Consider the following 23,520-nt stretch of genomic DNA (forward strand, 5'->3'; position numbering starts at 1 on the left):
ATATGCAATGGCTGACACTGGACACGGTAATGACCAGACTCCGCCAGCACCCCGTGTTCAGCGCAGACAGTGACAAAGCAGCGCGATTACAGGAGCACTTTGCGGTCACCCTCTTCCGCTATTACGACAGGGCCCCACTCGCAGCCAGATTACCAGCTCATGTGGACACACTACAGGCAGTTCTCGAGCGATATCAGCGTGGCGACTTATCTGTATCGAAGCAATATGCCCTGTGGGAAAGTCTTCGCGCGATCGGCTTTCTCGGCTACCAGGCTCGCAGCAATCAGCTGATCGCCGATACCCTTCTCCATCACAAGCGTCTGGAAAAAACGCTGCTCGAATTTTCTCGAAGTGATAATGGATATACCGAGGAACGCCACTGGCCCCTGAATCACACTTTGTGGGCGCTGGGCAACCTGCAACTATTGATGGATGAGGAACAGGGCGAGCTGCTCGACGAAACCGTATGGCGGCTGCTTTCCAGAGATCTTTCCGGATTGAACCAGGGACAGCAACAAGCACTGTACACGCGGCCATATCTGGTCACTTCGTTTCGCGGTAAAAGTGCCTGTGAGGAAGAGTTCCCCGAACGCTGCGCCTTGCCGGACGCATCCGTTGCACTGCCGATTTCACACAACTGTTCGGAATCGCTGATCATCAGAGCCAACAGCATGGGCGATGCCGCGCTGCTCAGTGCCTGTGAACAAATGCTCGCACAGGAACAGGACTTCCACCTGAAGCTGGCAAGTGATGGACAACCCGTAGCCGAGGATCATAACGACAAGCTCGAGGTGGTCGTATTCGACAATTACAGTCAATACAACCAATACGCCTCACTATTATTCGATATCAATACCAACAATGGCGGCATGTATCTTGAGGGTACGCCGGAGGAACCCGGCAACCAGGCTCGCTTCATCGCCTTCGAGGCCTTCTGGAAAGACCCGGACTTCACCATCTGGAACCTGGAGCACGAGTACGTGCACTACCTGGATGGACGATTTAACAAGCGGGGCGGATTCGGGCATTTTCCCAGCCATATGGTCTGGTGGTCCGAAGGATTGGCGAACTATATTGCCCAGGGAGAAGAGTACGACAGCGCCCAGCGGGACCTGAACGAGAGCCGCCCATCGGACTATCCGAGCCTCGCGGATATTTTCGCCACCACCTATGAGGATGGCTCTACCCGCGTCTATTCCTGGAGCTATCTGGCCATCCAGTTCCTCTACCAGCAGGACCGAAGCCACTTGTCTCGCCTGGCCGACCATCTGCGCGCTGACGATTTCGAAGGTTATACGGCGCAACTCGATAAGCTCGCAGATACCCTGCAACCGGCCTTTGCCGACTGGCTGCGACAAAGAGCAAGCGCAAATGATTCGGTCGATGAACCGGAGAAGTTACCACGGCGACTTTACCGATACCTGTATCGCGACTACCTGCAGCCATTGGAGCTATCTGCCGGAGAACAGCACCGCCATCTCGGATGAGATAGCCACAACTGCGTGCCGCAGGCCTGCGCCTGCGGTCCCCTCCCCCCGTCTCATGACCTCATTCACCATCACACCCCGCCACGCCCAAAAAACCTATTGCACACAAAAGCACATTTGGTTAGTGTTAATATGCTCTTGCACACAAAATAAAACATAACACTATTAGGGGAACAGTAAATGCAGACCTCAAAGAAGCTGCTGGCCATCGCCATTGCGGCGACCGCCAGTCACTCCGCCCTGTCACAGTCCGCGAACGACGATACCGACAGCAATATCGGGGATGCGGCGCTCGTTGAAGAGCTGGTGGTGACAGGATCGAGAATCCAGCGCTCCACTTTCGATACGCCATCGCCAACATCGGTGATCGATAAAGAAGCGATCCAGATGACCGGCGAACTGAACCTGAACGAAGTGCTCTCGACCATGCCCCAGTTCGGTGCCGGCTACGACGCCACCAGCGGAAGCTATTCATTTGGCAACTCCGGCCTCAATGCGCTGGATATGCGTGACCTCGGCGTTAAGCGCACGCTATCGCTGGTAAACGGCCACCGCCCGGTGCAGATCACCAGTGACAACAACACCATGGTCACGGAAATTGGCATGATCCCCGCTGAACTGGTGGAGCGTATCGAGGTGCTGACCGGCGGTGCATCCGCGGTTTACGGTGCCGACGCCGTCGCGGGCGTGGTGAACTTCATCCTCAAGGACAACTATGAGGGGGTTTCCGTGCGGACCCAGCTGGGCACCACCGAGGAAGGTGGCGCGGACAACGGATCCCTTACCTTCACTTTCGGCGAAAACTTCGCCAACAATCGGGGCAATTTTGCCTTGTCGCTGGACTACTTCGAGCAGAAGCCCCTCTACTATCGAGATCGCGAAAGTGCTGCCGGTCGTACGCGCTATATCCCAAATCCGGAAAACACCGGCCCCGAAGACGGCATCCCGGATTTCATCATCCACAACAACATTACCTACCCGGACTTCAATATCACCGGAAATGCTTTTGGTGTATGGAACCCGGAATACCAGGAAAGTGACTGGTATCAGCTGAATGGTGAACAGGCGCAACTGAGAACACCTGCATCTGCCCTGTCCCAGGGATGGATGGCAACCGACGGTAGCGGCTACGATCCCAATGCGTACAATTTCGCCCGCAGTCCATTCGAACGCTTGAATGGCTACAGCCGAGTCACCTATGACCTGACCGACACCACGCGTTTCTCCGCCGACCTCATGTATTCCAAGACCGAGTCTTACGACGAAATCGATCCCGATTTTATCTGGGGCACCTGGACCACAGTTGAAGACCTCGAGTCAAACGGGATTGCAATCCCCTCCGGCGTACAGCAGGTTTTGTCAGACTACGGCGACAACTGGCTTTTACTCCCCTATACCTTTTCCAACGCCGGCCCGCGCTGGCATACCACCGAGCGTGAATACGTTGCAGTCAGCGCGTCGCTTGAAGGCGAGTTCAATAATGGTTGGAAATGGGATACCTACCTCAATACAGGCTTTACCGACTCACAGCTAACCCAAGGCAACAGCCTGCGCTACGATCGTTTGGACAGCAGCAATTTCACCCTGATTGGCCCCTGTGTAGAGGACGGCAACTGCCCGGATTTTTCACCATTTACACCGTCGTCTGACGCCGTCCACGACTATGTCATGGCCACCCACACCACCAATACAGATGTGGAGCAGCATGCATTCGCTGCAAACCTGACGGGAGATCTGCTTGAACTGCCGGCGGGATTTGCAAAATTCGGCGCGGGCTTTGAATCTCGCTACGAAAGCCTGGACTACCAGCCTTCCGAGCTGTGGCAATCCGGGGTACTGAGTTCTCAGCAAACTGCCATTGATGATGTGAGCCGCACGGTGCACGAAGCCTACGGCGAATTGCTGGTTCCGCTGCTCGCCGACCTGCCTCTCATGCAAAGCCTGGAGTTTGAAGCCGCTGTTCGCGGTGCCGAGTACTCCACCGAGGCCGCCAACTTTACCAGCTGGAAAACCGGCCTTAACTGGGCGATCAATGACAGCGTGCGTTTCCGAACCGTCTACTCAAAAGCCGTGCGTGCACCACAGCTGGGTGAAATGTATCTGGGAACCAGTATCGGATATACCGACCTGACCGACCCTTGCGATGCCGACGAGATTGATGGCGGGCCAGCAGACGGTCGCCGCGCCGTCAATTGCGCCGCACTGGGTATTGATTCCGGCTGGGACTCCAACCTCAAGGGACAGCGCGGACGGGTAATCTCCGAGGGCAACCAGGACCTCAAGGAAGAAGATGCGACGACCTTTACCGCGGGTATTGTGTTCACGCCGACCTCCATTGAAGGCCTGAACGTTTCTATCGACTACTACGATATCGACCTCACCGACATGATCGTGCGTTTTGGTGCGAGCAATACCCTGGCGCTGTGTGTGGACTCAGAAAGCGTTAACAACGATTTCTGTACCCAGGTGGTTCGTGCCGCTAACGGCGATGTGGAATCCGTGCGGGACACGTATATCAATGCGGACGGTTCACGCCGGACCGGTGTGGATATCGAGGCGGATTACCAGTTTAGCCTGGTGGACGTATTCAATCTGCCGGGTGATCTGCGGTTCAACCTGGTCACTACGCGTCAACTGGAGAGTTCCTATTCTGCGACCAACAACCTTACCGGGGAATTGGAAACTACCGATTACCTCGGCGAGTTTGGCGTGCCCAAATGGAAAGCAGATCTTCGCACCAGCTACTACCTGAATGATCTGTCGGTGAGCCTAACGACCAAGTTTACCCAGGGCGGCCCAATTGACCTGGATGGCCGTGCAGAACGCTATGAACGCAGCGAGGTAAAAGACTCCCTGTACTTCAATCTGTGGGCGGGATACCAGGTTGCGGAATCGACGCAGCTGTACCTGGGCATCAACAACCTGACCGATGAGCGCTGGACCGACCATCCCTACACGTCTTATGGCTCAGCCAATTACTCACTGTTGGGCCGCACCCTGTACGCGGGGGCCCAGCTCAAGTTCTAAGGCCCTAAAACGCATTCACCACGACTTGTCGTTTTACACAGCGGTACGCAATCGTACTCACAGGTACTTGCCCCGAGGGGCTTTCTTACAGAGAACGTTGGACCTCTCTGCTTGTGCGCCGCTTAGCGGCGCTTTTTTTTGCAGTCCGATTTGCCCGCGCTTGTTCGTGGCAAACTCCGCGGAATCTTCCCTAATACATTCCCTAATACATTCCCGAGGACATTCCCAGGCACTTTCCCAGACAAAAAAATCCCGGCTTATGGCCGGGATCTCGTGTTCTCGATGGGTCTCGCCTTTTGGGTGGACCCGGACAGTGAATCAATCAGAAATCGTAGCGGGCGACCAAGCTGAAGTAACGCGCACGGCTTCTCATTTCAGTCAGCCCGTAGTCCGGATTGGCTTCCAAGCCGTTCGCGCCCTGAACCGAGCGGATCTCGTTAACATCCAGCGGGGCATCGTCGTTCAGTGCGTTGTAGATAGTGCCCTTGAGCAACAGGTCACCGTCAAATAGCGGCATGCGATACGCAAGCGACAGATCCAGCTGCTTGCTCCACGGTAGATTACCGGCCGAGCCGCGTGGCGCCGGGTTGCCATTTTCATCATAGAACGAAGCTTCCCCGTAGTACTGGCTGATACAGTCGCTCCAGGGGCTACCCTCGGCACAGCTGTCGACGCCCGCCGGGTGAATGCTGAAATAGTTCTGCGGCCGGCCAGAAACCAGCGAGGTTACAAAACCAAACGTCAGGTCATCACTCAGGTCGTAGAAGCCGTTCAGCTTGAAGGCGTGGCGATGGTCATTGGGAAGATCGCCGTAACCGTGGTCCATCAGGTCCGCGTAATCGTAAGATGTGGTCCAACCCGGATCCGCCTGGTTGTTGTCGGTACGCACCAGACCTTCCGTATTGCCGTAGCTGTGCGACCAGGTGTAGGAAGCATCCAGGAACAACTGGTCGGTAACCTGGCCACGCAGGGATGTCTCGAGTGCGAGATACCGGCGGGAAGCCTTGGGCAATGCCAGTTCTTCAGCGGAAAGGCTCACACTGTCAGGCTGTCCATCGCCATCGAAATCGTAACGGATATTCACATCTTCACCAGGGTTGAGCAGCACGTAATAGCTGCTCTGGCCAACGTTATCCTCGATACCGTTGGCCTCTAGGTAATTGCTCAATACCGGGCCAATATCCGAATCTTCAACCGAGCGTTTTAGATCCCGGTAGACACCGCGAACACCAAGAACCATACCGTCCAGCACCAGTGTTTCCATGCCGACGGTGAACTCATCAGAGTACATGCCTTCCAGGTTACCGCTGGCGATCAATTCCGGTTCCACAATACCCTGTTGCCGCACATAGCTGTGCAGCAGGTCACCACGGCTTGGTGAGCCGTCTTCATTCAGCGCAACGCGGCCGTCGGCGTCGGTGGTGCCGGGCTCGTAATAGTCGAACGTCTCACGGGAGAAGGAACCCTGAGTGATGTTCATGTTGGCAGAAACCGGCTGGTAGTAACGCCCGTAAGTGGCAAACGCCTTGCTGTTGCCATCCCCGTTAAAGTCCCAGATTGCCTGGATACGAGGTGAGATCCCCTCATTTTTTACGAAGGCGTCACCACCAGTTACGGTATTTTCAAACTGCTCGTAGCGCGCCCCGAGGTTCAGGGTAAAATCATCGGTTACGGTCCAGGAATCCTGCAGGTAAAGTGCGGTTGCGCTCACCGTGGAGTCGGTACCGCGTACGCGAATCCTGCGCTGAACGAGGCTCGTGCCCTCCGGCTGCAGAGACGGATCGTTGACCGTCGCAAGGCGCTGTTGCCACCAGCCGCGGGCGTCGCCCTCCCCGTTCTGGTTTTCCTGGTAGAAAACATCCACGGTGCTGTGATCTACACCCACCTTGATGGCGTGATCCAGCAGGTCATAGCTCAAGTCCAGGCGTACCTGATCGCGAATATAGTCCTCGTCGTATATCGTGGAATCACTGTGGTTACTGAAACTGACACAGGTAGCACGACAATCGTACACGGAAGGCAAGCTGTTCAGAGCAGAGTTGTAAACGGTCTCTTGGGTACGGCCAGCAGTCAGATCCACGGTGAGTGCATCGGTCAGGCGACCGTTGTAGTGCATCCCGTACACCTGGCCACCCTCTCGACTTTTCGTGTTTCCGAGAAAATCACCTACCTGATTTTGGTCAGGGGCATAGGAAAAGCTCTGGTATTCGCCATTTTCTTCATTGTTGATCGCGGTAAAATCCAGCGCGTGATCTTCGTTGATAAACCAGTCGAGCTTTACCAGCCAGCGATCTTCCTCGCGAGTGCGGTCATAGAAGCTGGAACCACTCGCCCATTGATCGTCCGTTTTACGCGGGCTGTACAGGGCATAGAAGAACGCTTTGTCGGGTACAATCGGGCCGCTTGCCCAGACCTGCGCCTCGTGGAAATCCATCCCGCTCTGCTCAGTGTTAAGGGTGTAATCCCCGGCCGCATTGCGCACCGAGCTGTGCTGGCTGCGCATTCCGTCCGGGTCCATACGCAGTTGTGAGCCGAAATTGAACTCGTTGTTACCGGACTTCGAGACGGCATTGATAATCCCGCCAAGGGCACCGCCAAATTCCGGGTCGATAGCCCCGGTCTTGACCTGGGTCTGGCTGATGGCCTCCCACGGCAGCGCAATGGAGCCAAGCCCGGTTTTGATATTGGATACGTTCAGGCCATTGAGGTAGTAGCCATTCTCCGCGGAGGACGCACCGCCAAAGCTGGAGGCACCGTTGAAACTGCTACCGCCGGCACTGACAACGCCCGGCGCGAGCTGCGCCATCGCTTCAAACCCGGTATTGACCGGTAGCAATTCGAGTTTTTCCTGGGTGATGACAACACCTGCTGTGGAAGATCCTGTATCGACCGGACGCCGCATGCTGCCGGTGACTTCAACGATCTCCAGCACCTCGCCGGGTTCGGCGAGTGTCCCATCGTAAACCACGGCCTGGCCCACACGCACCAGCACTTCTGGTGCGCTCGCACTGTCGTACCCTTCTTTCTCAAATCGCAGGGTGTATTCGCCCACCGGCAGGTTGCGCAGGTTGTACTCACCCTTTGCGTTGGTGGTGACGGTCCGCGTAAATCCCTTGCCGATATGAGTCACAGTAATTTCCGCCCCGGCCAAGACCTCACCGCGCGAACTGATTACCTGTCCCTTCAAGGTACCCCCTGAAGTATCCGCCGCCAACACGGCCGTACTGCCCAAGGTGGCGCTAATGGCGAGCGCCAATAGTCCTTTTTTGATTTCCATAGTCTCTTAACCCTCGGTTTATTCTCGATATTTATTATTGCGCTCAAAATATTTTTGCACGCAATATCAACTTAAACATATCTTGTGTACAATGACAAGAAACGAGAATAACGAGTCAGCGACAGACAGGGGGCACCGCTATGGGCCAATCGACACCGGCACACTTAGACGCCGCAATACCAGCGACACCAGTAACAGCAGAGACAGACTCGGACACCGCCAGCCGACGCTCCGGTTTTGATCGCAGTTTCTACGTGGCGAATGCCATGGAAATTTTTGAACGGCTGGCCTGGTACGGGTTCTTCACCCTTTCCTCGCTCTATATGAGCTCGGACGTGAGTTCTGGGGGACTCGGGTTTACTGATATCGAGCGCGGCACGATTCAGGGAATCATTCCCTTCTTGCTGTATCTACTACCGGTTTTTACCGGGGCACTGGGCGACCGCTACGGGTACAGGAAGATGTTCCTTATCGCCTTCGCCATCATGACACCGAGCTACTACCTGCTTGGCCAGGTCAGTAGCTACGGCGCCTTCTTTACGGTATTGCTGTTTGTGGCCCTCGGTGCAGCCATATTCAAACCTTTGGTTGTGGCGACAGTGAGTCGAACCACCAATGACCAGAACCGGGGAGTAGGATTCGGGATTTTCTATACCATGGTGAATGTGGGAGGTTTTGTGGGCCCATTGATAGCCGGGGTGATCAAGGCCATCAGCTGGGACTGGGTGTTTACCCTTGCCTCCGCCTGGATCGCAGTCAATTTCCTGCTTCTGCTGGTTTACCGAGAACCGGTAACAACAACGCCCGTACCCGAATCGAAGAATCCAATCTCAATCGTGACGGATATCGCGCGCGTAATACAAAACCGGCCGTTTGTAATCTACCTGTTGATCATGTCCGGCTTCTGGGCCTGCTATAACCAGCTATTTCTTACGCTGCCCCTGTATATACGGGATTTTATCGATACTGCTCCCTTACTCGAAACCGTAGCCCGTTTTAGCCCAGGCGTCGCCGGTGCGATTGCCTCGGAAGACGGGACTCAGGTAAGCCCGGAATTCATTACCGCATTCAATTTCGGCAGCATCCTCGTGTTACAGATCGCCGTGAGTACCTGGTGCCAAAGCTTGCCCGCGCTCAGAGTACTGGTGATGGGCACCATAACCGTAGCCGCCAGTTTTATGTGGATTGGCTTTGGACCCGTCTGGGGTGGTTTGGGTGTAGTCACAGCGGTGGTGGCCTTTTCCGTCGGCGAAATGCTCGCATCACCGAAAAGCCAGGAGTATGTCGCAGAGTCCATGCCCAGCGCCCAGGCAGCCCTGTTTATGGGCTATTACTTTCTATCCATGGCACTGGGTTTTCTGCTGGCTGGACTAATGTCCGGCTGGGGTTACGGGACCCTTGCCAAAAACATGGGTAGACCCGACCTGATGTGGGGATGTTTTGCATTCCTCGCATCGATAACAGCAGCCGGCCTGCTCTGGTACCACCGCCAGTTTTCCTTTCAACGCCAAAATCAAGGTAGACGCGAAGACACCCCATGACTCGTACAGATAACGCCAGAAAATCAATCCATCATCATGGCCTGGATGGCTTGCTCATAGCCAGCATGCCCAATATCCGCTATTTGAGTGGCTTTGCCAGCGACGAACAGAACGTCGCCCTGCTGCTAGTCACACGCGAGCAGCAATTCCTGATCACCGATTACCGGTTTGGCGAGCAGGCCACGGAGCAATGCACCCCCGACACGGAAGTGATCGTGCGCGATCGCGCCCGCGAGTCACTCGGGGAAACTATTCGTCGCCTCGCCGGCGAGTCGGAGGTCCAAAAGCTAGGGTACGAACAGGACCACTTTACCTGCAGTGCATGGCAATTGATTGCCGACGCCCTCGTATCAGGTCTTGAGCACACCACTGGTGTTTCCGGCCTGGTCGAGCAGCTGCGTCGTGTAAAAGAATCAGTGGAAATCGACTCCATGCGTCGCGCCGCAAAGGTAGGCGACCGGGCACTTGAGCAGCTTCTTGCGATACTGAAGCCCGGTATGAGTGAGCAGGAAGCGGCGATCGAGCTCGAGTACGCGCTACTACGGCAAGGGTCGGAGGGGCTTGCCTTCCCCACCATTTTTGCCTCGGGCCCCCGCAGTTCACGTCCTCACGGTATGCCCAGCGAGAGAGTTCTACAACGAGGCGACCTGATCACTATCGATTTTGGCGCGGTCATTGATGGTTATCGCTCGGATATGACCCGCAGTATCGTGATGGGCCGCGCGGATCCGGAGCAGCAGAAAGTCTATGCGATGGTACGCGAAGCCCAACAAATCGGGCTCGACCATCTCGCGGCCGGTAAACCCTGCTCGTATCCTGCACAAGCCGTAAGCGAATTTCTGTCTCAAACGGAATATGCCCGTTTCGCTGGCGAGGGACTCGGCCACGCGCTGGGTCTGGAGACCCATGAAAAGCCCTATCTCGCTGTGGGCGAAGAGACACTGATGGAAGCGGGATATGTGGTGACGGTTGAACCCGGCATCTATATTCCGGGCTGGGGCGGTGTGCGCATCGAAGATGATGTGCTGATCGGCAATGAGGGCATCGAAATTCTCAATAGCTTCAGCAAGGAACTTATTGAGATTTGACCGGAAACCCACCGGCAACTTCACATGCAGGATAATCCGGTAGAAGAAGCTTCTTCCACCGGATTATCTGTTCAGAATCGGGCAATGGAAAATGGTGTGAGGTCCAGTTCAGGACGCTTTCCTTCCAGCTGGTCAGCGAGCAGCTCTGCAGTAATCGCGGCTTGCGTCAGACCGAGGTGCTGGTGCCCGAAGGCAAACAACTGGTTCGGGTTTTTGGGAGACGTACCGATGACCGGTAATGAATCCGGCAGCGATGGCCGGAATCCCATCCAGCGCTGTGCCCGCTGATTTTGCAACCCAGGCAAAATCGATTGTGCATGCTGAAACAGGATATCTGCCCGGCGATCGTCGGCCGGGGCCTTCAATCCCGCCAGCTCCACTGTGCCCGCCAGACGCATCCCCTCCTCCATGGGTGTCATTACAAACGATCGCTCGAAGGACACCATCGGTCTGGTCAGTGTACAACCCGGCTCCGGCAGCATCAGGTGATAGCCGCGTTCGGTATCCAGAGGCACAGAAAATCCCAGCTGCGCAGCCAGGGGGCGGGACCATGCCCCGGCAGCGAGAATGACTTTTTTTGCACGCAGTGCACTGCCGTCTGCCAATGTAACCCGCGTGGCGCCGTCTGACAGGGTCTGCACCCCGGTCACCTGCTGTTGCAGGAAATCGCCGCCACGGGATCTGAAGCAGGAAACCAGGGACTGTACCAGCCTAAACGGATTCACCGTGTGCGCAGTTTTCGGAAAGAAGAGTCCGCCCGCAATATTCTCCCCTAGCGCCGGTTCCAGCGCCCGAATATCCGCACGATCCAGGGACTCGATTTCTACCCCGAATCCCCGGAGTTGCTCAACGGTAGTCCAGTTCTTCGTCGCCGACTCCCGGGATTCATAAATCGTGAGTGCGCCCTTTCTGGTTATCAATTCCTGCAGTCCGAGACGCGTCAGCAGCCGATCATAACTTTCAATAGATCGGCTATTTAGCGCGCGCAGGTTGTCGCAGGAGCGGCGCACATTACCGGGTAGCGCGGCCAGTGCAAATCGCACCAACCAGGGCAACATCTTCGGCAGATACTGCCAGCGAATCGAAAGCGGCCCCAATGGGTCAGCGAGCATTTTGGGGAGGGAAAGAATGGTCTGCATGTTGGCCAGAGGCAATACAACATCTGTCGCAAAATGTCCCGCATTGCCATAGGAGCAACCATTCCCGGGCGCGTCGCGATCCACCAGTAAAACCTGGTGCCCGCGACTCTGCAACTGCTCGGCAATGGCGGCACCGACGATACCGCCGCCGATAACAACGACTTCTTTTTCCGCGTTATTGTCTTTCACACCGGTCACTATTCTTTTATCCAGTCAATTGAGCGCGTCGTGTAACTATCATGTGCAGAAAGATCACGTCACTGCAGTGCAGTGCTCTCCGCATCAACGTGCAGAAGTTCAACCGCTCGCTCTTTTTCCAGAGCCGTGAACGCATCCCTGCTCTGGTTTTCGATGCGGTCTTTATGGATAAGCAGGCAGTCTTCCACCCTGACCCCACCATATTTGCGGAAGTCATCGATCTTTGCCCAATTCACTTTGCGGCTGTGTTTATTGTGTGCCAGCTCCCCTAGCAACATATCCATGAAGTAGATCCCCGGCTCTATGGTCAACGCCTGGCCTGCTTCGATGGTACGCGCCAAGCGCAAATACGGAGCGCGTGGGTCGCGAAGGCTGGCTCTCGCTCTCGGCGCCATCTGGTAACCACCCACATCATGTACCTGCAAGCCGATAAAGTGCCCCAGGCCACAGGGGAAAAATACGTTGGTAATCCCCTCGGCCACCATGTCTTCCGGGTCCATGGTCACAAAATTGAACCGCTGCAGGATCTCGGCAATTTTGAAATGTGCCAGCCAGTGCAGGTCGGCAAAGCTTTTACCGATTTTTACCTCGCCGACCAGTGCCTGCTGCGCCTGATCCAGCGCGTGCAAAAGCGCCGCGTATTCCCCATCGCGAAACGCATAGCTGCGGGTGATATCACTGGCATAGCCTGCGTAATCTGCACCTGCATCAATCACCAGGGAGTGTATGTCGCTTGCCGCCATCTTGTCCCGATCAGCACCGTGATAATGTAACACCGAGCTGTGGGCATTCATGGCGACAATGTTGGTATAGGGCAGTTCGACTTCCAGGACCCCGGCACCTCGTAAATAGGCATGATGGATATCCAGTTCGGTACCGCCGGCCATAAACGCATCCCCTGCCGCTACGTGTCCGGCTGCGCTAATGCGATTGGCACGGCGCAGGCACTCCGCCTCATAAGCGGTTTTGTAGGCGCGGTAATAATGCAGCTCATCGACCAGCGCGCGGGGATTGACCTGGGACTTGGCAATACCCGGCATGCAAGATACATCTTCCCCGATAAAGGCACAGCGACTCATATCTCCATCAAGCGCGGCCGTCACATCCTCCACCGCCGTCACCAGCTCGATATCAAAGAACTCTGCCCAGTAGCCTACCGGGTCAGACGGTGGCTTGTGCCAGTAGTCCTCGGGCTGGAAGTAAATCAGGCGAGGCTTGTTACCAATCCGGTAATCGATCGCGCAATGCGGATGTGCCAGCAGGGGCAGCCAGTGCTTGAAATGCGGATTGACCTTGAACGGGTAGTGGTTGTCATCAAGGAACGGGACCAGCGCACCGCCTGAATGGATAACCAGCCGGGAATACCCCGCCGCTTCCATGGCCTGCGTATGACGGTGGATGAGTGTATCTATATGTGCCGGATATAAAGCCGCCAGTGTCATTTGTAATCTCTCCGGTGCGAATGCGTATCAATATTGCATGTACGGCTGTTACCTGACTCGTGCAGTCCATGAAAAGTGGCTCGCGAGATATTTATCAGTTGACAGCCATCGAAAACTTTATTTATTGTACACAAAAACACATAAGGGAAAAGCGCTTTTTCCACTGCCAGCGCAATCCCCCCATTCACGCAATAAACATGCAGTAACCACGATGAGGAAGTCCCATGCAGATTAATTGGAGCGGCGTATTCCCGGCAGCCACCACACAGTTCAATGCCGATGAAACCGTGAATATTCCGGCCACCCTGGCCCACCTGGAAGTGATGCTTGAAGCGGGTATCAATGGATTGGTCATGCTTGGCACCGTGGGAGAAAACTGCTCCCTGAGCCGTGAAGAAAAGACCGAAGTGCTGGCAGCCACTGTCAAACACGTCAATGGACGTGTACCCGTGCTGACCGGCGTCTCCGAGTACACCACCACTCAGGCACAGGACTTTGCCCGCGCCGCACAACAAGCGGGCGTAGATGGCCTTATGGTTCTGCCCCCTATGTCCTATAAGGCAGACGCCACAGAAATCGTGACCCACATTCGCGGAGTGGCCGCAGCCACGGATTTGCCGGTAATGGTGTACAACAACCCCGCATGCTACGGCGTCGACGTATCGGCAGAAGCGGTAGCCGATCTCGCTCAGGTACCCAATATTGTCGCGGTAAAAGAGGCATCGGATGACCCCCGCCGCCTTACCGATATCGCCAACCTGGTCAGCGATGACTTTGTACTCTTCTGTGGCGTCGACGATCTGGCACTCGAGAGTATCGCCCTCGGCGCCCACGGATGGATTTCCGGACTAGTCAATGCGTTTCCACAGGAGAATCGCCTGATGTGGGACCTGGCTACCAGTGGCAACTTCGAGGAAGCGCGCAAAGTGTACCGCTGGTATACCCCGCTGTTGCACCTGGACACCAAACCCAAGCTGGTGCAATACATCAAGCTGGCGGTACAGGAGTGTGGTTACGGCAGCGAACTGTGCCGCAATCCACGTCTCAACCTGGTCGGTGAAGAGCGAGAAGAGGTGCTGAACATCATTCGCACCGCCATCGCCAATCGTCCGAACATTCAGTAAGAGCAGTGAGCGGAGAATTTGCGATGTACACAGCCCCCGTACTGATTGCGGGCGAGTGGCGTCAAGCGGCCGAATCCGGCCGCTTTCAGCCTGCCAACCCGTCTACTCGTGACGCCATCGAACAACTGTATCCGGTGTCCAACTGGCTCGATTGCGATGCCGCACTGGATGCTGCACAGCAAGCAGCACAGGTTTTGAAATCGCTCCCGGCGCAGTCAAGGGCCCGGTTTTTGGAACGGTTTGCCGAGCTGATTGAAGCCGACGCAGAGTCCATCTGCTCCCAGGCACACGAGGAGACCGGACTGCCGGTAAAGCCCCGCCTGCTCGAAGTGGAGCTGCCGCGCACCACCAATCAACTGCGTCAGGCCGCACGTGCTGCCGCGGAAGGTTCATGGGCCCGGGCGACGATCGACACCGCTACCAACATCCGCAGCCTGCACGCCCCCCTGGGACCGGTCATTATTTTCGGACCCAACAACTTCCCCCTGGCTTTCAACGGCGTGGCCGGTGGCGATTTTGCCGCTGCAATTGCCGCAGGTAACCCGGTAATTGCCAAGGCGCACTCGGCGCATCCCGGTACCTGCCAGTTACTCGCGAAGCTGGCGGTGCAAGCCCTGAACGAAACCGGGCTGCCTCTGGCAACAGTACAGATGCTCTATGCAACAAGCCGCGCCGACGGTTTGAAAATGGTCAGTGACCCTCGCACCGGCGCGGCCGCGTTTACCGGGTCCCGCGCTGCTGGTCTCGCCCTGAAACAGGCGGCAGATGCGGTGGGCACGCCGATCTATCTCGAGCTTTCCAGCATCAACCCGGTGGTTTTTCTGGCGGGCGCGCTGCGCGAGCGCGGCGATGATCTCGCACAAGAATTTGCCAGTAGCTGCTTGATGGGCACGGGTCAATTTTGCACCAATCCTGGCCTGGTCATTCTGCCGTCGGGGAATGACGCCGAGCAGTTTGTGGGTCGTTGTGTGGAGCTGTTCAACAGCAGCCCGGTGGGCACTCTGTTGAGTGCGGGTGTGGAAACCAACCTCAGCCGCGCCGTGGAGGAATTACAATCCGCAGGGGCAACGCTTTTGACGGATAACGTCACTGGTGACCCAACCCGGGTCGCCCGGCCAAATACCCTGCTTCGGGTTTCCGGCCGGGAGTTTCTCCAGCAACCAGAACGCTGCCAGACCGAGGCTTTCGGAAATACCGCACTGGTCGTGGTGAGCGACAGTACGGATGAGACACGCCAGATTCTCGGTGCGCTGGAAGGTAATCTCACGGGCTGCATCTACTCCGCAGCGGATGACGGTGACGATTCCGATTACAATCAGATCGAACCGGTAATGCGGAGTAAGGTTGGCCGCCTGCTGAACGACAAGATGCCCACGGGCGTAGCCGTGTCCCCGGCGATGAATCACGGCGGCCCCTTCCCGGCATCCGGGCACCCCGGTTTCACCGCGGTTGGAATCCCGGCCTCGCTCATCCGTTTTAGCAAGCTCGATTGCTATGACAATGTGCGCGCGCACCGTTTGCCCCCATCGCTGCAAAATGACAACCCCACCGGGGCCTGGCGACTGGTGGACGGAGAATGGACCAGAGCGCCACTTTGATCACTTTGAATCCATTCTGCTAACAGCGACAATAAGAATAATCCGGAGAGTTATCGTGCTCGGTGACAAGAATCAAACCGTAAATCACAGTATCGAAGTCGTGGACTCCCATACCGGTGGAGAGCCCACTCGCGTCATCGTGGACGGCGGCCCCGACCTGGGTAACGGGAGTATGGCCGACCGTCTGGCGCAGTTTCGCGAGCATTTCGACCACCTGCGCGCTGCGCTGATCCGCGAACCGCGAGGTTCCGATGTACTGGTCGGTGCCCTGCTTTGCCAGCCTCAGGATCCGGAGTGCGCTGCCGGGGTTATCTTTTTCAACAATGTCGGCTATCTCGGTATGTGCGGCCACGGCACCATCGGTCTGGCGGTTACCCTTACCCGCAAGGGATTGATCGCACCGGGGGAGCACCAGCTGGAAACGCCGGTCGGCAAAGTGTCGTTTGTCCTGCACAACAACCACCGGGTAAGCGTGGATAATGTTGCCAGTTATCGCTATCGGAAATCTGTCTCTGTGGAAGTAGAAGGTCTGGGGACCGTCACCGGGGATATCGCCTGGGGCGGTAACTGGTTCTTTCTGATTGGCGAACACGGCCTGCGTGTCGATGTAGATAATACCGACCAGCTCTCGGACTATTGTCAACGTGTGCGCATTGCTTTGGCGGAAAACCATATTGTCGGCGAAGACGGCGGCGAGATCGATCACATCGAGCTGTTTGCACTCCCGTCTGACCCCGCGAAAGCGGACAGCAAGAACTTTGTGCTGTGCCCGGGCAACGCATACGACCGCTCACCCTGCGGCACCGGGACCAGTGCAAAACTCGCTTGTTTGTATGCGGACGGGGTTATCCAGGAAGGCGACGTGTGGCGCCAGGAAAGCGTCATTGGCAGTGTTTTTGAAGGAAGGGTTAAAGCACTACCGGCCTCGCAGGACGGCAGGATTGAAGTGACTCCCACCATAACCGGCAACGCTTATATCAGTGCCGAATGCCGTATTATCCTGGATCCTGAAGACCCGTTCGCCCACGGCATCGGCTGATACGATCACGCGGACTGCTTTTCGTTCAGGAACGCGATCATTCTGGACACCGCCTCCCGCTGCTCACGGATATGGGCGCTCAACGCTTTACGAGCGCCCTTCCAGTCTTTCGCCAGCAGGCACTCCACAATATCGCAGTGCTCACGCGCCATTTCCCGCTTCACTTTTTCATCAATCACCGCGTAATTGAACAGGGCATTGTAGAAAGGGCTGTAGCGCTCGAAAAACTCTTCGATGTAACGGTTTCCGCAGCGTTTTATCCAGTAATCGTGCAGATCAAAATCCAGCTCAGACTGCGCGGCGCCGGTGGCCGGGCGGTTTGCCTTGAGTAACTGCTGTAGTTCCTCGTCGGTAAAATGCCCCCGTGCGAGATCCAGCGCTTTCAATTCCAGCATTTCCCGTATATCGAGATAATTGTGCATGTCCTGCTCGCTGAACGGGTGCACCCGCCAGCCGCAGCGCGGCACATGTTCGATCAACCCCGCCCCGGCCAGGCGCGAAAAAATCTGCCGCACCACGGTACGGCCAGCGCCGTATTGCTCTGCGGTAGCCTGCTCACGCAGGTATTCGGTATCCTGTTTCAGGCTTCTCGCGATGACGTCCTCGCGAATTGCATCGTACAGTTTGTGCTCGGTGGCATCGGCTCTCGGGGTCTCGAGTTTCACCCCTTCCAATACTTCGGGCTGGGCTTCCAGCCGGCCGTTGTCTTTGCGGCGGATTACGCCCTCTTCTACCAGCTCATCGACGGCATGACGTACCGGTGTCAAACTGACCTTGTAATGCTCCGACATGGCGCCCAGAGTCAGCTTGTAAGGCAACTGGCCCTCTGCCTGGAGAACGGCTTTTACATCAGATTTGATAAATTCAGTAATGGTCATTGAGCCAACACTTGCTATTATTTTCAGCCCTACCCTCGCGGCGTGATTCGCTGCAGGGCGGGGAAAAAGGTAATAAATTTACAGAAGACAGGCAGTATCGCCCATGTTGGAAAAGCTGAGCAAGCTCCTTGACGTAGAAGAACTTGACACGAATCTGTTCCGTAGCCGGGAACATGTGGAAAATTACCGCAAGGTACTCTTTGGTGGCCAGGTGTTGGGCCAGGCACTGATGGCGGCCGCTCGCACCGTGGAAGACCGCCTCCCCCACTCCCTGCACGCTTACTTCCTGCGCCCCGGCAGCAGCGAGAAGCCGGTGATCTACGATGTGGATCCTATTCGCGATGGTGGAAGTTTCACCACCCGCCGTGTGGTTGCCAAACAGAGTGGCAAAGCCATCTTCAATATGTCGGCCTCTTTCCAGATCGAGGAGCCGGGGTTCGATCATCAGTCTGAAATGCCCACCGAAGGGGTAATACCGCCCGAGAAGCTGAAAAACACCCAACAGCTGGCTGAAGAAGCGGGAATGAATGGTGCGGCACAGAACCAGCGCCGCTATATGGTGGATTTCCGCCCGATCGACCCAATGAGCTACTTTGACCGTGAGATCCGCGAACCCCGCTGTATGTTCTGGTTCAAGGTGGACAGCGAACTATCTGACGACCCGGTCGAACACCGCAGCGCCCTCTGCTATGCGTCAGATATGGCGCTACTGGGCACCAGCCTGCAGCCACACCCGATCAGCCTGTTTGACCGCAACCTGATGCCCGCCAGCCTGGACCACGCCATGTGGTTCCACCGCCCGTTCCGCGCAGACGAATGGCTGCTGTATGTGACGGACAGCCCCTCCGCGAGTGGCGCCCGGGGCTACTGTCGAGGCCAGATCTACGCCCGCGACGGACGCTTGGTGGCCTCCACCACACAAGAAGGTTTAATCCGCCAAATCAAGGGCTGACGCGGCTTCCGGGGCCCTGACCGGCTCCGGAGTTAAATTTAATGAAATCAGTGGTTTACAGAAGCGAAACGCTTGTTATAATGCCGCCCGCTTCTTAAGGAAGCCCGAGTTAATCCCGACGCCGGGATGCTCAAACAATCGGTGAGTAGCGCAGCCTGGTAGCGCACTTCGTTCGGGACGAAGGGGTCGGAGGTTCGAATCCTCTCTCACCGACCATATTTTAAAAACCCGCTTTCGAGCGGGTTTTTTTATGCCTTTCTTTCAGCCAATTGCCCGTGATGCTGATATCCCGCGCGTCTTGAGCTGGTCAGCCAGATTCCGTTTTCTTAGCCCCCACCTCTATCACCTGGCCGCCATATAAACTACCTTCCTGAGCCCAACGGCTCCGCTGTCGAACTAACATTCGCAGTGCCAGAAACAGGTATATTGCCAGTACAAAATTCATTACGACTGCGCCCTTAAGGAATACCTCAAATGCTCATCAACGCAGATTTTTCACGCCGCGCCACTGTAAGTGGCGACGAGTATCAGTGGATTGCCTCCCCTCAAAAGGGTGTCGAGCGCGTGATGCTGGATCGTATCGGAGAAGAAAAAGCGCGAGCCACCAGTATCGTAAGGTATGCACCCAACTCTCATTTTCCCCAGCACCAGCATCCCGGCGGCGAGGAGATTCTGGTGCTATCCGGTACCTTTTCAGACGAGATGGGCGATTATCCGGCGGGCTGGTATCTTCGCAATCCACCGGGATCCGCGCATCAGCCTTTCAGCGATCCGGGTGCGATTATTTTCGTGAAGCTGAGGCAAATGCCAGAGGAAGAAAATCGGACTGTGCGCGCAGACACCAACGATCCGAATTGTTGGCAACAACTGACAGATCGGGAAATCTGCCCTCTTTTTACCGGCGGCTATGAGCAGGTTAGCCTTCAGCGAGTAAACGCAGGTGTAACGCTGTTCCCGGAACCTATCCAGAGCGCTGAACTACTCATCCTCTCCGGTACGCTGTGCACCGGCGAAAAGCGATTCGCAAAAGGTAGCTGGATACGCCTCCCGGCTGGGGAATACCCTGAATTTCTCGCCGGTAGCGATGGTGTCACCTACTTCGAAAAGCAAAACCATCTTGGCGATGTGATGAATCGATCTGCCTGAAAGAAAGACTCTTCCCACCGCGCCAGCGCCAATTGATTCCGCAGCTCGACATTGTTATTGTGCCCAATATAACAATATCGGCAGGTCTATATGGTTCGGAAAAGCGCATTCGAAAAAATCAGGACGACCCTCCATCCTTGTGCCCCACCCATGGCCGCCGCCATGCAGGCTATCGACACTATCGATATGCACACCGGTGGCGAGCCATTGCGCGTGATTCTTGCGGGGTTCCCTGAACTGGAAGGCGAGAATGTACTGGCACGCAGAAGGTATGCTCGCGAACACTACGATTACCTGCGCACGGCCCTGATGTGGGAACCCCGCGGACACCGGGATATGTATGGCGCGATACTGGTGCCGCCCAATGACGATGGCGCGGATTTCGGGGCCCTCTTTATTCACAATGAGGGCTTCAGCACCATGTGTGGTCACGCAGTGATAGCGCTGGCCAAGCTGGCAGTGGAAATGGGTTGGGTCGAGTCCCGCCCGCCAGGCAGCGAAATCCCGGTAGTTATTGATGCGCCCTGTGGTCGTATTCGCGCATTCGCGAAAACAGACACCGAGGGACATGTGGTCTCCTCGCGATTTATCTGTGTACCGTCCTTTAGTCTCGCCCAGAATCAGCAAGTCACTGTAGCTGGCCTTGGCGACATCCGTTACGACATTGCATATGGCGGTGCGTTTTACGCATACGTGGATGCCAGCCAGCTCCCCTTCCCGCTCCTCCCTGAAAATGCACAACAGCTCATAACTGCCGGACGCGCCATCAAGGAAGCGGTGATTACGCAGGGTGTCCCAATCCAACATCCTGAACAGCCGGATCTCGGTTTTTTATACGGCACCATATTTATGGATATGAGCGCGCTTTCCAGGAGCCCAGCGTCGAGCACCGGTGACGACCATATTCGCAGTCGCAATGTGTGTATTTTTGCCGATGGAGAACTGGACAGGTCCCCAACTGGATCCGGCGTGGCAGGACGACTCGCACTGCACCTGGCCCAGGGGAAATTATCAGCCGGCAAAACGCTGGCAGTAGAAAGCATCACCGGTAGCAGTTTTCAGGGAAGTATCACAGAAACACTCGACTACGCTGGCCGCAAGGCGGTTATACCCGAGATTAGTGGCACAGCGCACATAACCGGCCAACACCGTTTTTATATTGATCCGCGAGATCCGCTCAACACCGGTTTTTTGCTCGACTGAATACCGCCTCAATAATCAGAAAGATCCAAACCATGCAGTACATTGATGCCAACACCGTTCGCCAGTCACTAGAATATCCGGCGCTCATCTCCGCATTGCGAAAGGCATTTCGCGAACAAAATGTGCAGGTGCCCCAACGACATCACCACCACTACCGTTACTCTGCAGACCATAACCGCGAAAATACGCTGCTGCTGATGCCCGCGTGGCAGGCGGACGGCTATTTGGGAGTAAAGACCGTAGTGGTCGCGCCAGACAATACGGGGGAACCGACCATACAGGGGCAGTACACCCTTTTTGATGCAGCCACAGGAACCCCCAGGGTGGTAATGGATGCTGCCAGTATCACGGCACGACGAACCGCAGCGGCCTCAGCCCTGGCGGCGGACTATCTGGCACCGGTCGGTGCCCACACCCTGCTGATGGTCGGCACGGGAACACTCGCGCCCGAGCTGATTCGCGCACATGCCACTGTTCGCCCGATAAAAGAAGTGTTGATCTGGGGGCGTTCCGCAGAAAAAGCCCGGGCGGTGGCAACTGCTTTGCAGGACGAACCTTTCGAAGTCTCGCCGTGCAGTGATATCCAATCCGGGATGCAGCAGGCCGACATCGTCAGCTGCGCTACCATGAGCAGAACGCCGCTGATCTATGGCAAGTGGCTGAGAGAGGAACAGCATATTGACCTGGTAGGCGCCTACCGGCCGGATATGCGGGAAGCGGATGATCTGCTGGTCCGCCGCGTGGCCCTTTATGCGGATGTAATGCCCCATGCCCTGAGTGAGACCGGCGATCTCGCGATCCCCATCGCCGAAGGCGTGATTACCCCGCAATCGGTCCTCGGCGACCTCCCCTCCCTGTGTAAATCCTCAGCGCCAGCGGAACGCACAGGGGTTACCTGCTTCAAGTCCGTGGGACATGCCCTCGAAGACCTGGTCGCCGCCAGCCTGGTCCACTCGCAAATCAAGTCGTGCAGCAGGATAGGTTGAATTTTAACCAAAAAGGTTCTGATAAGACTTTGAAAAGCCTGTCGTGGCACTGTTAACCTTGCCTGCGGTCATAAGATGTACTTGCCGCCCATTGGTAACGGAGCCAGACAGAATTCATGTTCCATACGTTGCGCGTTATTTTTTCCTGCCGTGCCGCCATAGCCACCGCCCTGTTCGTGATAACCAGTACTTTCGCCGGAGCGGCGGCAGCCGCCGAGAAGCAGTACTACGACATCCAATACAAGGCACAGCTGGACCCCGAAAGTGGCCTGGCGGATGTGGAAATCACGCTCTCCGGTAAAGAGCTACCCAGCAAACTCACTCTCCACCTTGATCCCGAGCGACACACGGCTCTCGTCGGCGAGTCTCTGACGCTAGAAGGCGACAAGGCTACCTGGAAACCCAGCGGCGCGCGCGATGGCATCCGCTATCAGTTTGTAATAGACGCCAAAAAGTCTTCCGGTAGATACGACTCCCGGATCACCGACAAGTGGGCCATCCTGCGCAGCGACAAGCTTATTCCGCCGATCGCAGCTCGAGCACCGAAGCACCTCCACTCCAGAGCAACCCTTAAAATAGAAGCACCGGATCGCTGGAATGTGCTCTTGCCCTATGAAAAGAAAGCGCCCGATACCTTTACCCTGAAGGACCCCGGCCGCCGCTTCATCCGCCCTAAAGGCTGGATGATCGCGGGAAGAATTGGCAGCCGCCAAGACATCATCGACGGCTCTGACACGGTTGTTGCGGGCCCGTTGGGCAAAGGCCTGCGCAGGCAGGACACCCTGGCCTTCCTAAGCTGGACCCTGCCTGAATTGAAAAAAGTGTTCCCTCAATTTCCGGACAAACTTCTGATCGTCATGGCGGGCGACCCCATGTGGCGTGGTGGCCTGTCGGGTACTCGCTCGTTGTTTATGCACGCAGACCGACCGCTAATTTCCGGGAACCGGACTAGCAGCATGCTGCATGAGCTGGTCCATGTCGCGACAGGGATTCGTGGAGACAAGGAAAGCGACTGGATTGTCGAGGGCATCGCGGAATACTACTCGCTAAAGACACTGCGCCGCACCCGCGGCATTAGCCAGAAGCGATACCTGCAGGCACTAGACGAGCTCGCAAAATGGGGGGAAGAGTCTCCCAATCTTCTGGTCAAACGCTCATCCGGCCCAACCACCGCCAGGGCGGCGGTCGTATTGTCTGAGATTGACGACGCGATTCAGAAATCCAGCAATGGAGAGAAAAGTTTGGATGATGTGGTGCGCGCTATTGCCGTGGATCGCGGGGAAATCACCCTGGAGAAATTTCGCACGCTCGCGGAGCAGGCCGCCGGCGCGGAGATTCCACAGCTCGACCGTACATTTCTTACGGGCAAAAAAAAGCCCTGACGACGGGGGGGGG

General features: G+C 56.3%; 16 protein-coding genes and 1 tRNA gene. 13 read left to right on the forward strand and 4 right to left on the reverse strand.

What is annotated here, in order from left to right; translation table 11 throughout:
- Positions 1–29 precede the first annotated feature (29 nt).
- The gene (locus B4U49_RS11710; RefSeq protein WP_158078612.1) at positions 30–1,487 is read left to right on the forward strand and encodes a collagenase; all 1,458 of its coding nucleotides are present in this window, start codon (positions 30–32) and stop codon (positions 1,485–1,487) included.
- A gap of 180 nt (positions 1,488–1,667) precedes the next feature.
- Entirely contained in the window at positions 1,668–4,514 is a 2,847-nt protein-coding gene (locus B4U49_RS11715) for a TonB-dependent receptor domain-containing protein (RefSeq protein ID WP_078084784.1), read from the forward strand.
- 322 nt (positions 4,515–4,836) lie between these two features.
- Here the strand turns inward: B4U49_RS11715 and B4U49_RS11720 are convergent, their stop codons facing one another.
- A complete protein-coding gene (locus B4U49_RS11720; protein WP_078084785.1) occupies positions 4,837–7,791 on the reverse strand; it encodes a TonB-dependent receptor in 2,955 nt (984 codons plus the stop codon).
- Positions 7,792–8,057: 266 nt separating this feature from the next.
- Here B4U49_RS11720 and B4U49_RS11725 point away from each other — a divergent pair, with 266 nt between their 5' ends.
- Together B4U49_RS11725 and B4U49_RS11730 are read left to right on the forward strand one after the other, a co-directional pair.
- Positions 8,058–9,332 (forward strand): MFS transporter, encoded by a 1,275-nt coding sequence (locus tag B4U49_RS11725; protein WP_239692601.1) that lies wholly within the window; start codon positions 8,058–8,060, stop codon positions 9,330–9,332.
- Positions 9,329–10,420, forward strand: coding sequence for a M24 family metallopeptidase (locus B4U49_RS11730; protein ID WP_078084787.1), 1,092 nt, complete (start codon positions 9,329–9,331; stop codon positions 10,418–10,420). The genes B4U49_RS11725 and B4U49_RS11730 overlap by 4 nt, the downstream gene beginning before the upstream one ends.
- A gap of 71 nt (positions 10,421–10,491) precedes the next feature.
- Here the strand turns inward: B4U49_RS11730 and B4U49_RS11735 are convergent, their stop codons facing one another.
- Together B4U49_RS11735 and pepQ are read right to left on the reverse strand one after the other, a co-directional pair.
- Positions 10,492–11,748 carry an NAD(P)/FAD-dependent oxidoreductase gene (locus tag B4U49_RS11735; protein WP_078084797.1) on the reverse strand — a complete coding sequence of 419 codons (1,257 nt, stop codon included), beginning with the start codon at positions 11,746–11,748 and terminating at the stop codon, positions 10,492–10,494.
- Between the two features lie 68 nt (positions 11,749–11,816).
- Positions 11,817–13,199: a Xaa-Pro dipeptidase gene (pepQ, locus tag B4U49_RS11740; RefSeq protein WP_078084788.1), complete on the reverse strand. Its 1,383-nt coding sequence runs from the start codon at positions 13,197–13,199 to the stop codon at positions 11,817–11,819.
- A 224-nt stretch (positions 13,200–13,423) separates the two neighbouring features.
- Between pepQ and B4U49_RS11745 the strand changes: the two genes are divergently transcribed.
- Genes B4U49_RS11745 through B4U49_RS11755 form a run of 3 tightly spaced genes read left to right on the forward strand, consistent with a single transcriptional unit; the run spans position 13,424 to position 16,960 of the window.
- Positions 13,424–14,323 (forward strand): dihydrodipicolinate synthase family protein, encoded by a 900-nt coding sequence (locus B4U49_RS11745; RefSeq protein WP_078084789.1) that lies wholly within the window; start codon positions 13,424–13,426, stop codon positions 14,321–14,323.
- 23 nt (positions 14,324–14,346) lie between these two features.
- Positions 14,347–15,921: an aldehyde dehydrogenase (NADP(+)) gene (locus tag B4U49_RS11750; protein ID WP_078084790.1), complete on the forward strand. Its 1,575-nt coding sequence runs from the start codon at positions 14,347–14,349 to the stop codon at positions 15,919–15,921.
- A 55-nt stretch (positions 15,922–15,976) separates the two neighbouring features.
- Complete coding sequence (locus B4U49_RS11755) at positions 15,977–16,960, forward strand: proline racemase family protein (protein WP_239692602.1); 984 nt, start codon at positions 15,977–15,979, stop codon at positions 16,958–16,960.
- A 5-nt stretch (positions 16,961–16,965) separates the two neighbouring features.
- Here the strand turns inward: B4U49_RS11755 and B4U49_RS11760 are convergent, their stop codons facing one another.
- Complete coding sequence (locus B4U49_RS11760) at positions 16,966–17,838, reverse strand: GntR family transcriptional regulator (protein ID WP_078084792.1); 873 nt, start codon at positions 17,836–17,838, stop codon at positions 16,966–16,968.
- A 103-nt stretch (positions 17,839–17,941) separates the two neighbouring features.
- On the opposite strand from B4U49_RS11760, the gene B4U49_RS11765 reads away from it, so the two are divergent.
- The 6 genes from B4U49_RS11765 (at position 17,942) to B4U49_RS11790 (ending at position 23,507) form a co-directional block, all read left to right on the forward strand.
- A complete protein-coding gene (locus B4U49_RS11765; protein ID WP_078084793.1) occupies positions 17,942–18,790 on the forward strand; it encodes an acyl-CoA thioesterase in 849 nt (282 codons plus the stop codon).
- A gap of 139 nt (positions 18,791–18,929) precedes the next feature.
- Positions 18,930–19,006: transfer RNA gene (locus tag B4U49_RS11770), tRNA-Pro, on the forward strand.
- 258 nt (positions 19,007–19,264) lie between these two features.
- On the forward strand, positions 19,265–19,936 hold the full coding sequence (locus tag B4U49_RS11775) for a cupin domain-containing protein (RefSeq protein WP_078084794.1): 672 nt from the start codon (positions 19,265–19,267) through the stop codon (positions 19,934–19,936).
- A gap of 150 nt (positions 19,937–20,086) precedes the next feature.
- The gene (locus tag B4U49_RS11780; protein ID WP_204903028.1) at positions 20,087–21,139 is read left to right on the forward strand and encodes a proline racemase family protein; all 1,053 of its coding nucleotides are present in this window, start codon (positions 20,087–20,089) and stop codon (positions 21,137–21,139) included.
- A 32-nt stretch (positions 21,140–21,171) separates the two neighbouring features.
- Positions 21,172–22,125 (forward strand): bifunctional Delta(1)-pyrroline-2-carboxylate/Delta(1)-piperideine-2-carboxylate reductase, encoded by a 954-nt coding sequence (gene lhpI / locus B4U49_RS11785; protein ID WP_078084796.1) that lies wholly within the window; start codon positions 21,172–21,174, stop codon positions 22,123–22,125.
- A gap of 116 nt (positions 22,126–22,241) precedes the next feature.
- Complete coding sequence (locus B4U49_RS11790; protein WP_193432841.1) at positions 22,242–23,507, forward strand: hypothetical protein; 1,266 nt, start codon at positions 22,242–22,244, stop codon at positions 23,505–23,507.
- Positions 23,508–23,520 lie beyond the last annotated feature (13 nt).

The organism is Microbulbifer mangrovi (assembly GCF_002009015.1).
Lineage (GTDB): Bacteria > Pseudomonadota > Gammaproteobacteria > Pseudomonadales > Cellvibrionaceae > Microbulbifer > Microbulbifer mangrovi.

Coding starts and splice junctions, on each gene's coding strand:
- lhpI (WP_078084796.1), top strand. CDS start 21,172: ATGCAGTACATTGATGCCAACACCGTTCGCCAGTCACTAGAATATCCG.
- B4U49_RS11745 (WP_078084789.1), top strand. CDS start 13,424: ATGCAGATTAATTGGAGCGGCGTATTCCCGGCAGCCACCACACAGTTC.
- B4U49_RS11790 (WP_193432841.1), top strand. CDS start 22,242: ATGTTCCATACGTTGCGCGTTATTTTTTCCTGCCGTGCCGCCATAGCC.
- B4U49_RS11710 (WP_158078612.1), top strand. CDS start 30: ATGACCAGACTCCGCCAGCACCCCGTGTTCAGCGCAGACAGTGACAAA.
- B4U49_RS11760 (WP_078084792.1), bottom strand. CDS start 17,838: ATGACCATTACTGAATTTATCAAATCTGATGTAAAAGCCGTTCTCCAG.
- B4U49_RS11780 (WP_204903028.1), top strand. CDS start 20,087: ATGGCCGCCGCCATGCAGGCTATCGACACTATCGATATGCACACCGGT.
- B4U49_RS11750 (WP_078084790.1), top strand. CDS start 14,347: ATGTACACAGCCCCCGTACTGATTGCGGGCGAGTGGCGTCAAGCGGCC.
- B4U49_RS11765 (WP_078084793.1), top strand. CDS start 17,942: ATGTTGGAAAAGCTGAGCAAGCTCCTTGACGTAGAAGAACTTGACACG.
- B4U49_RS11725 (WP_239692601.1), top strand. CDS start 8,058: ATGGAAATTTTTGAACGGCTGGCCTGGTACGGGTTCTTCACCCTTTCC.
- B4U49_RS11775 (WP_078084794.1), top strand. CDS start 19,265: ATGCTCATCAACGCAGATTTTTCACGCCGCGCCACTGTAAGTGGCGAC.
- B4U49_RS11715 (WP_078084784.1), top strand. CDS start 1,668: ATGCAGACCTCAAAGAAGCTGCTGGCCATCGCCATTGCGGCGACCGCC.
- B4U49_RS11720 (WP_078084785.1), bottom strand. CDS start 7,791: ATGGAAATCAAAAAAGGACTATTGGCGCTCGCCATTAGCGCCACCTTG.
- B4U49_RS11730 (WP_078084787.1), top strand. CDS start 9,329: ATGACTCGTACAGATAACGCCAGAAAATCAATCCATCATCATGGCCTG.
- pepQ (WP_078084788.1), bottom strand. CDS start 13,199: ATGACACTGGCGGCTTTATATCCGGCACATATAGATACACTCATCCAC.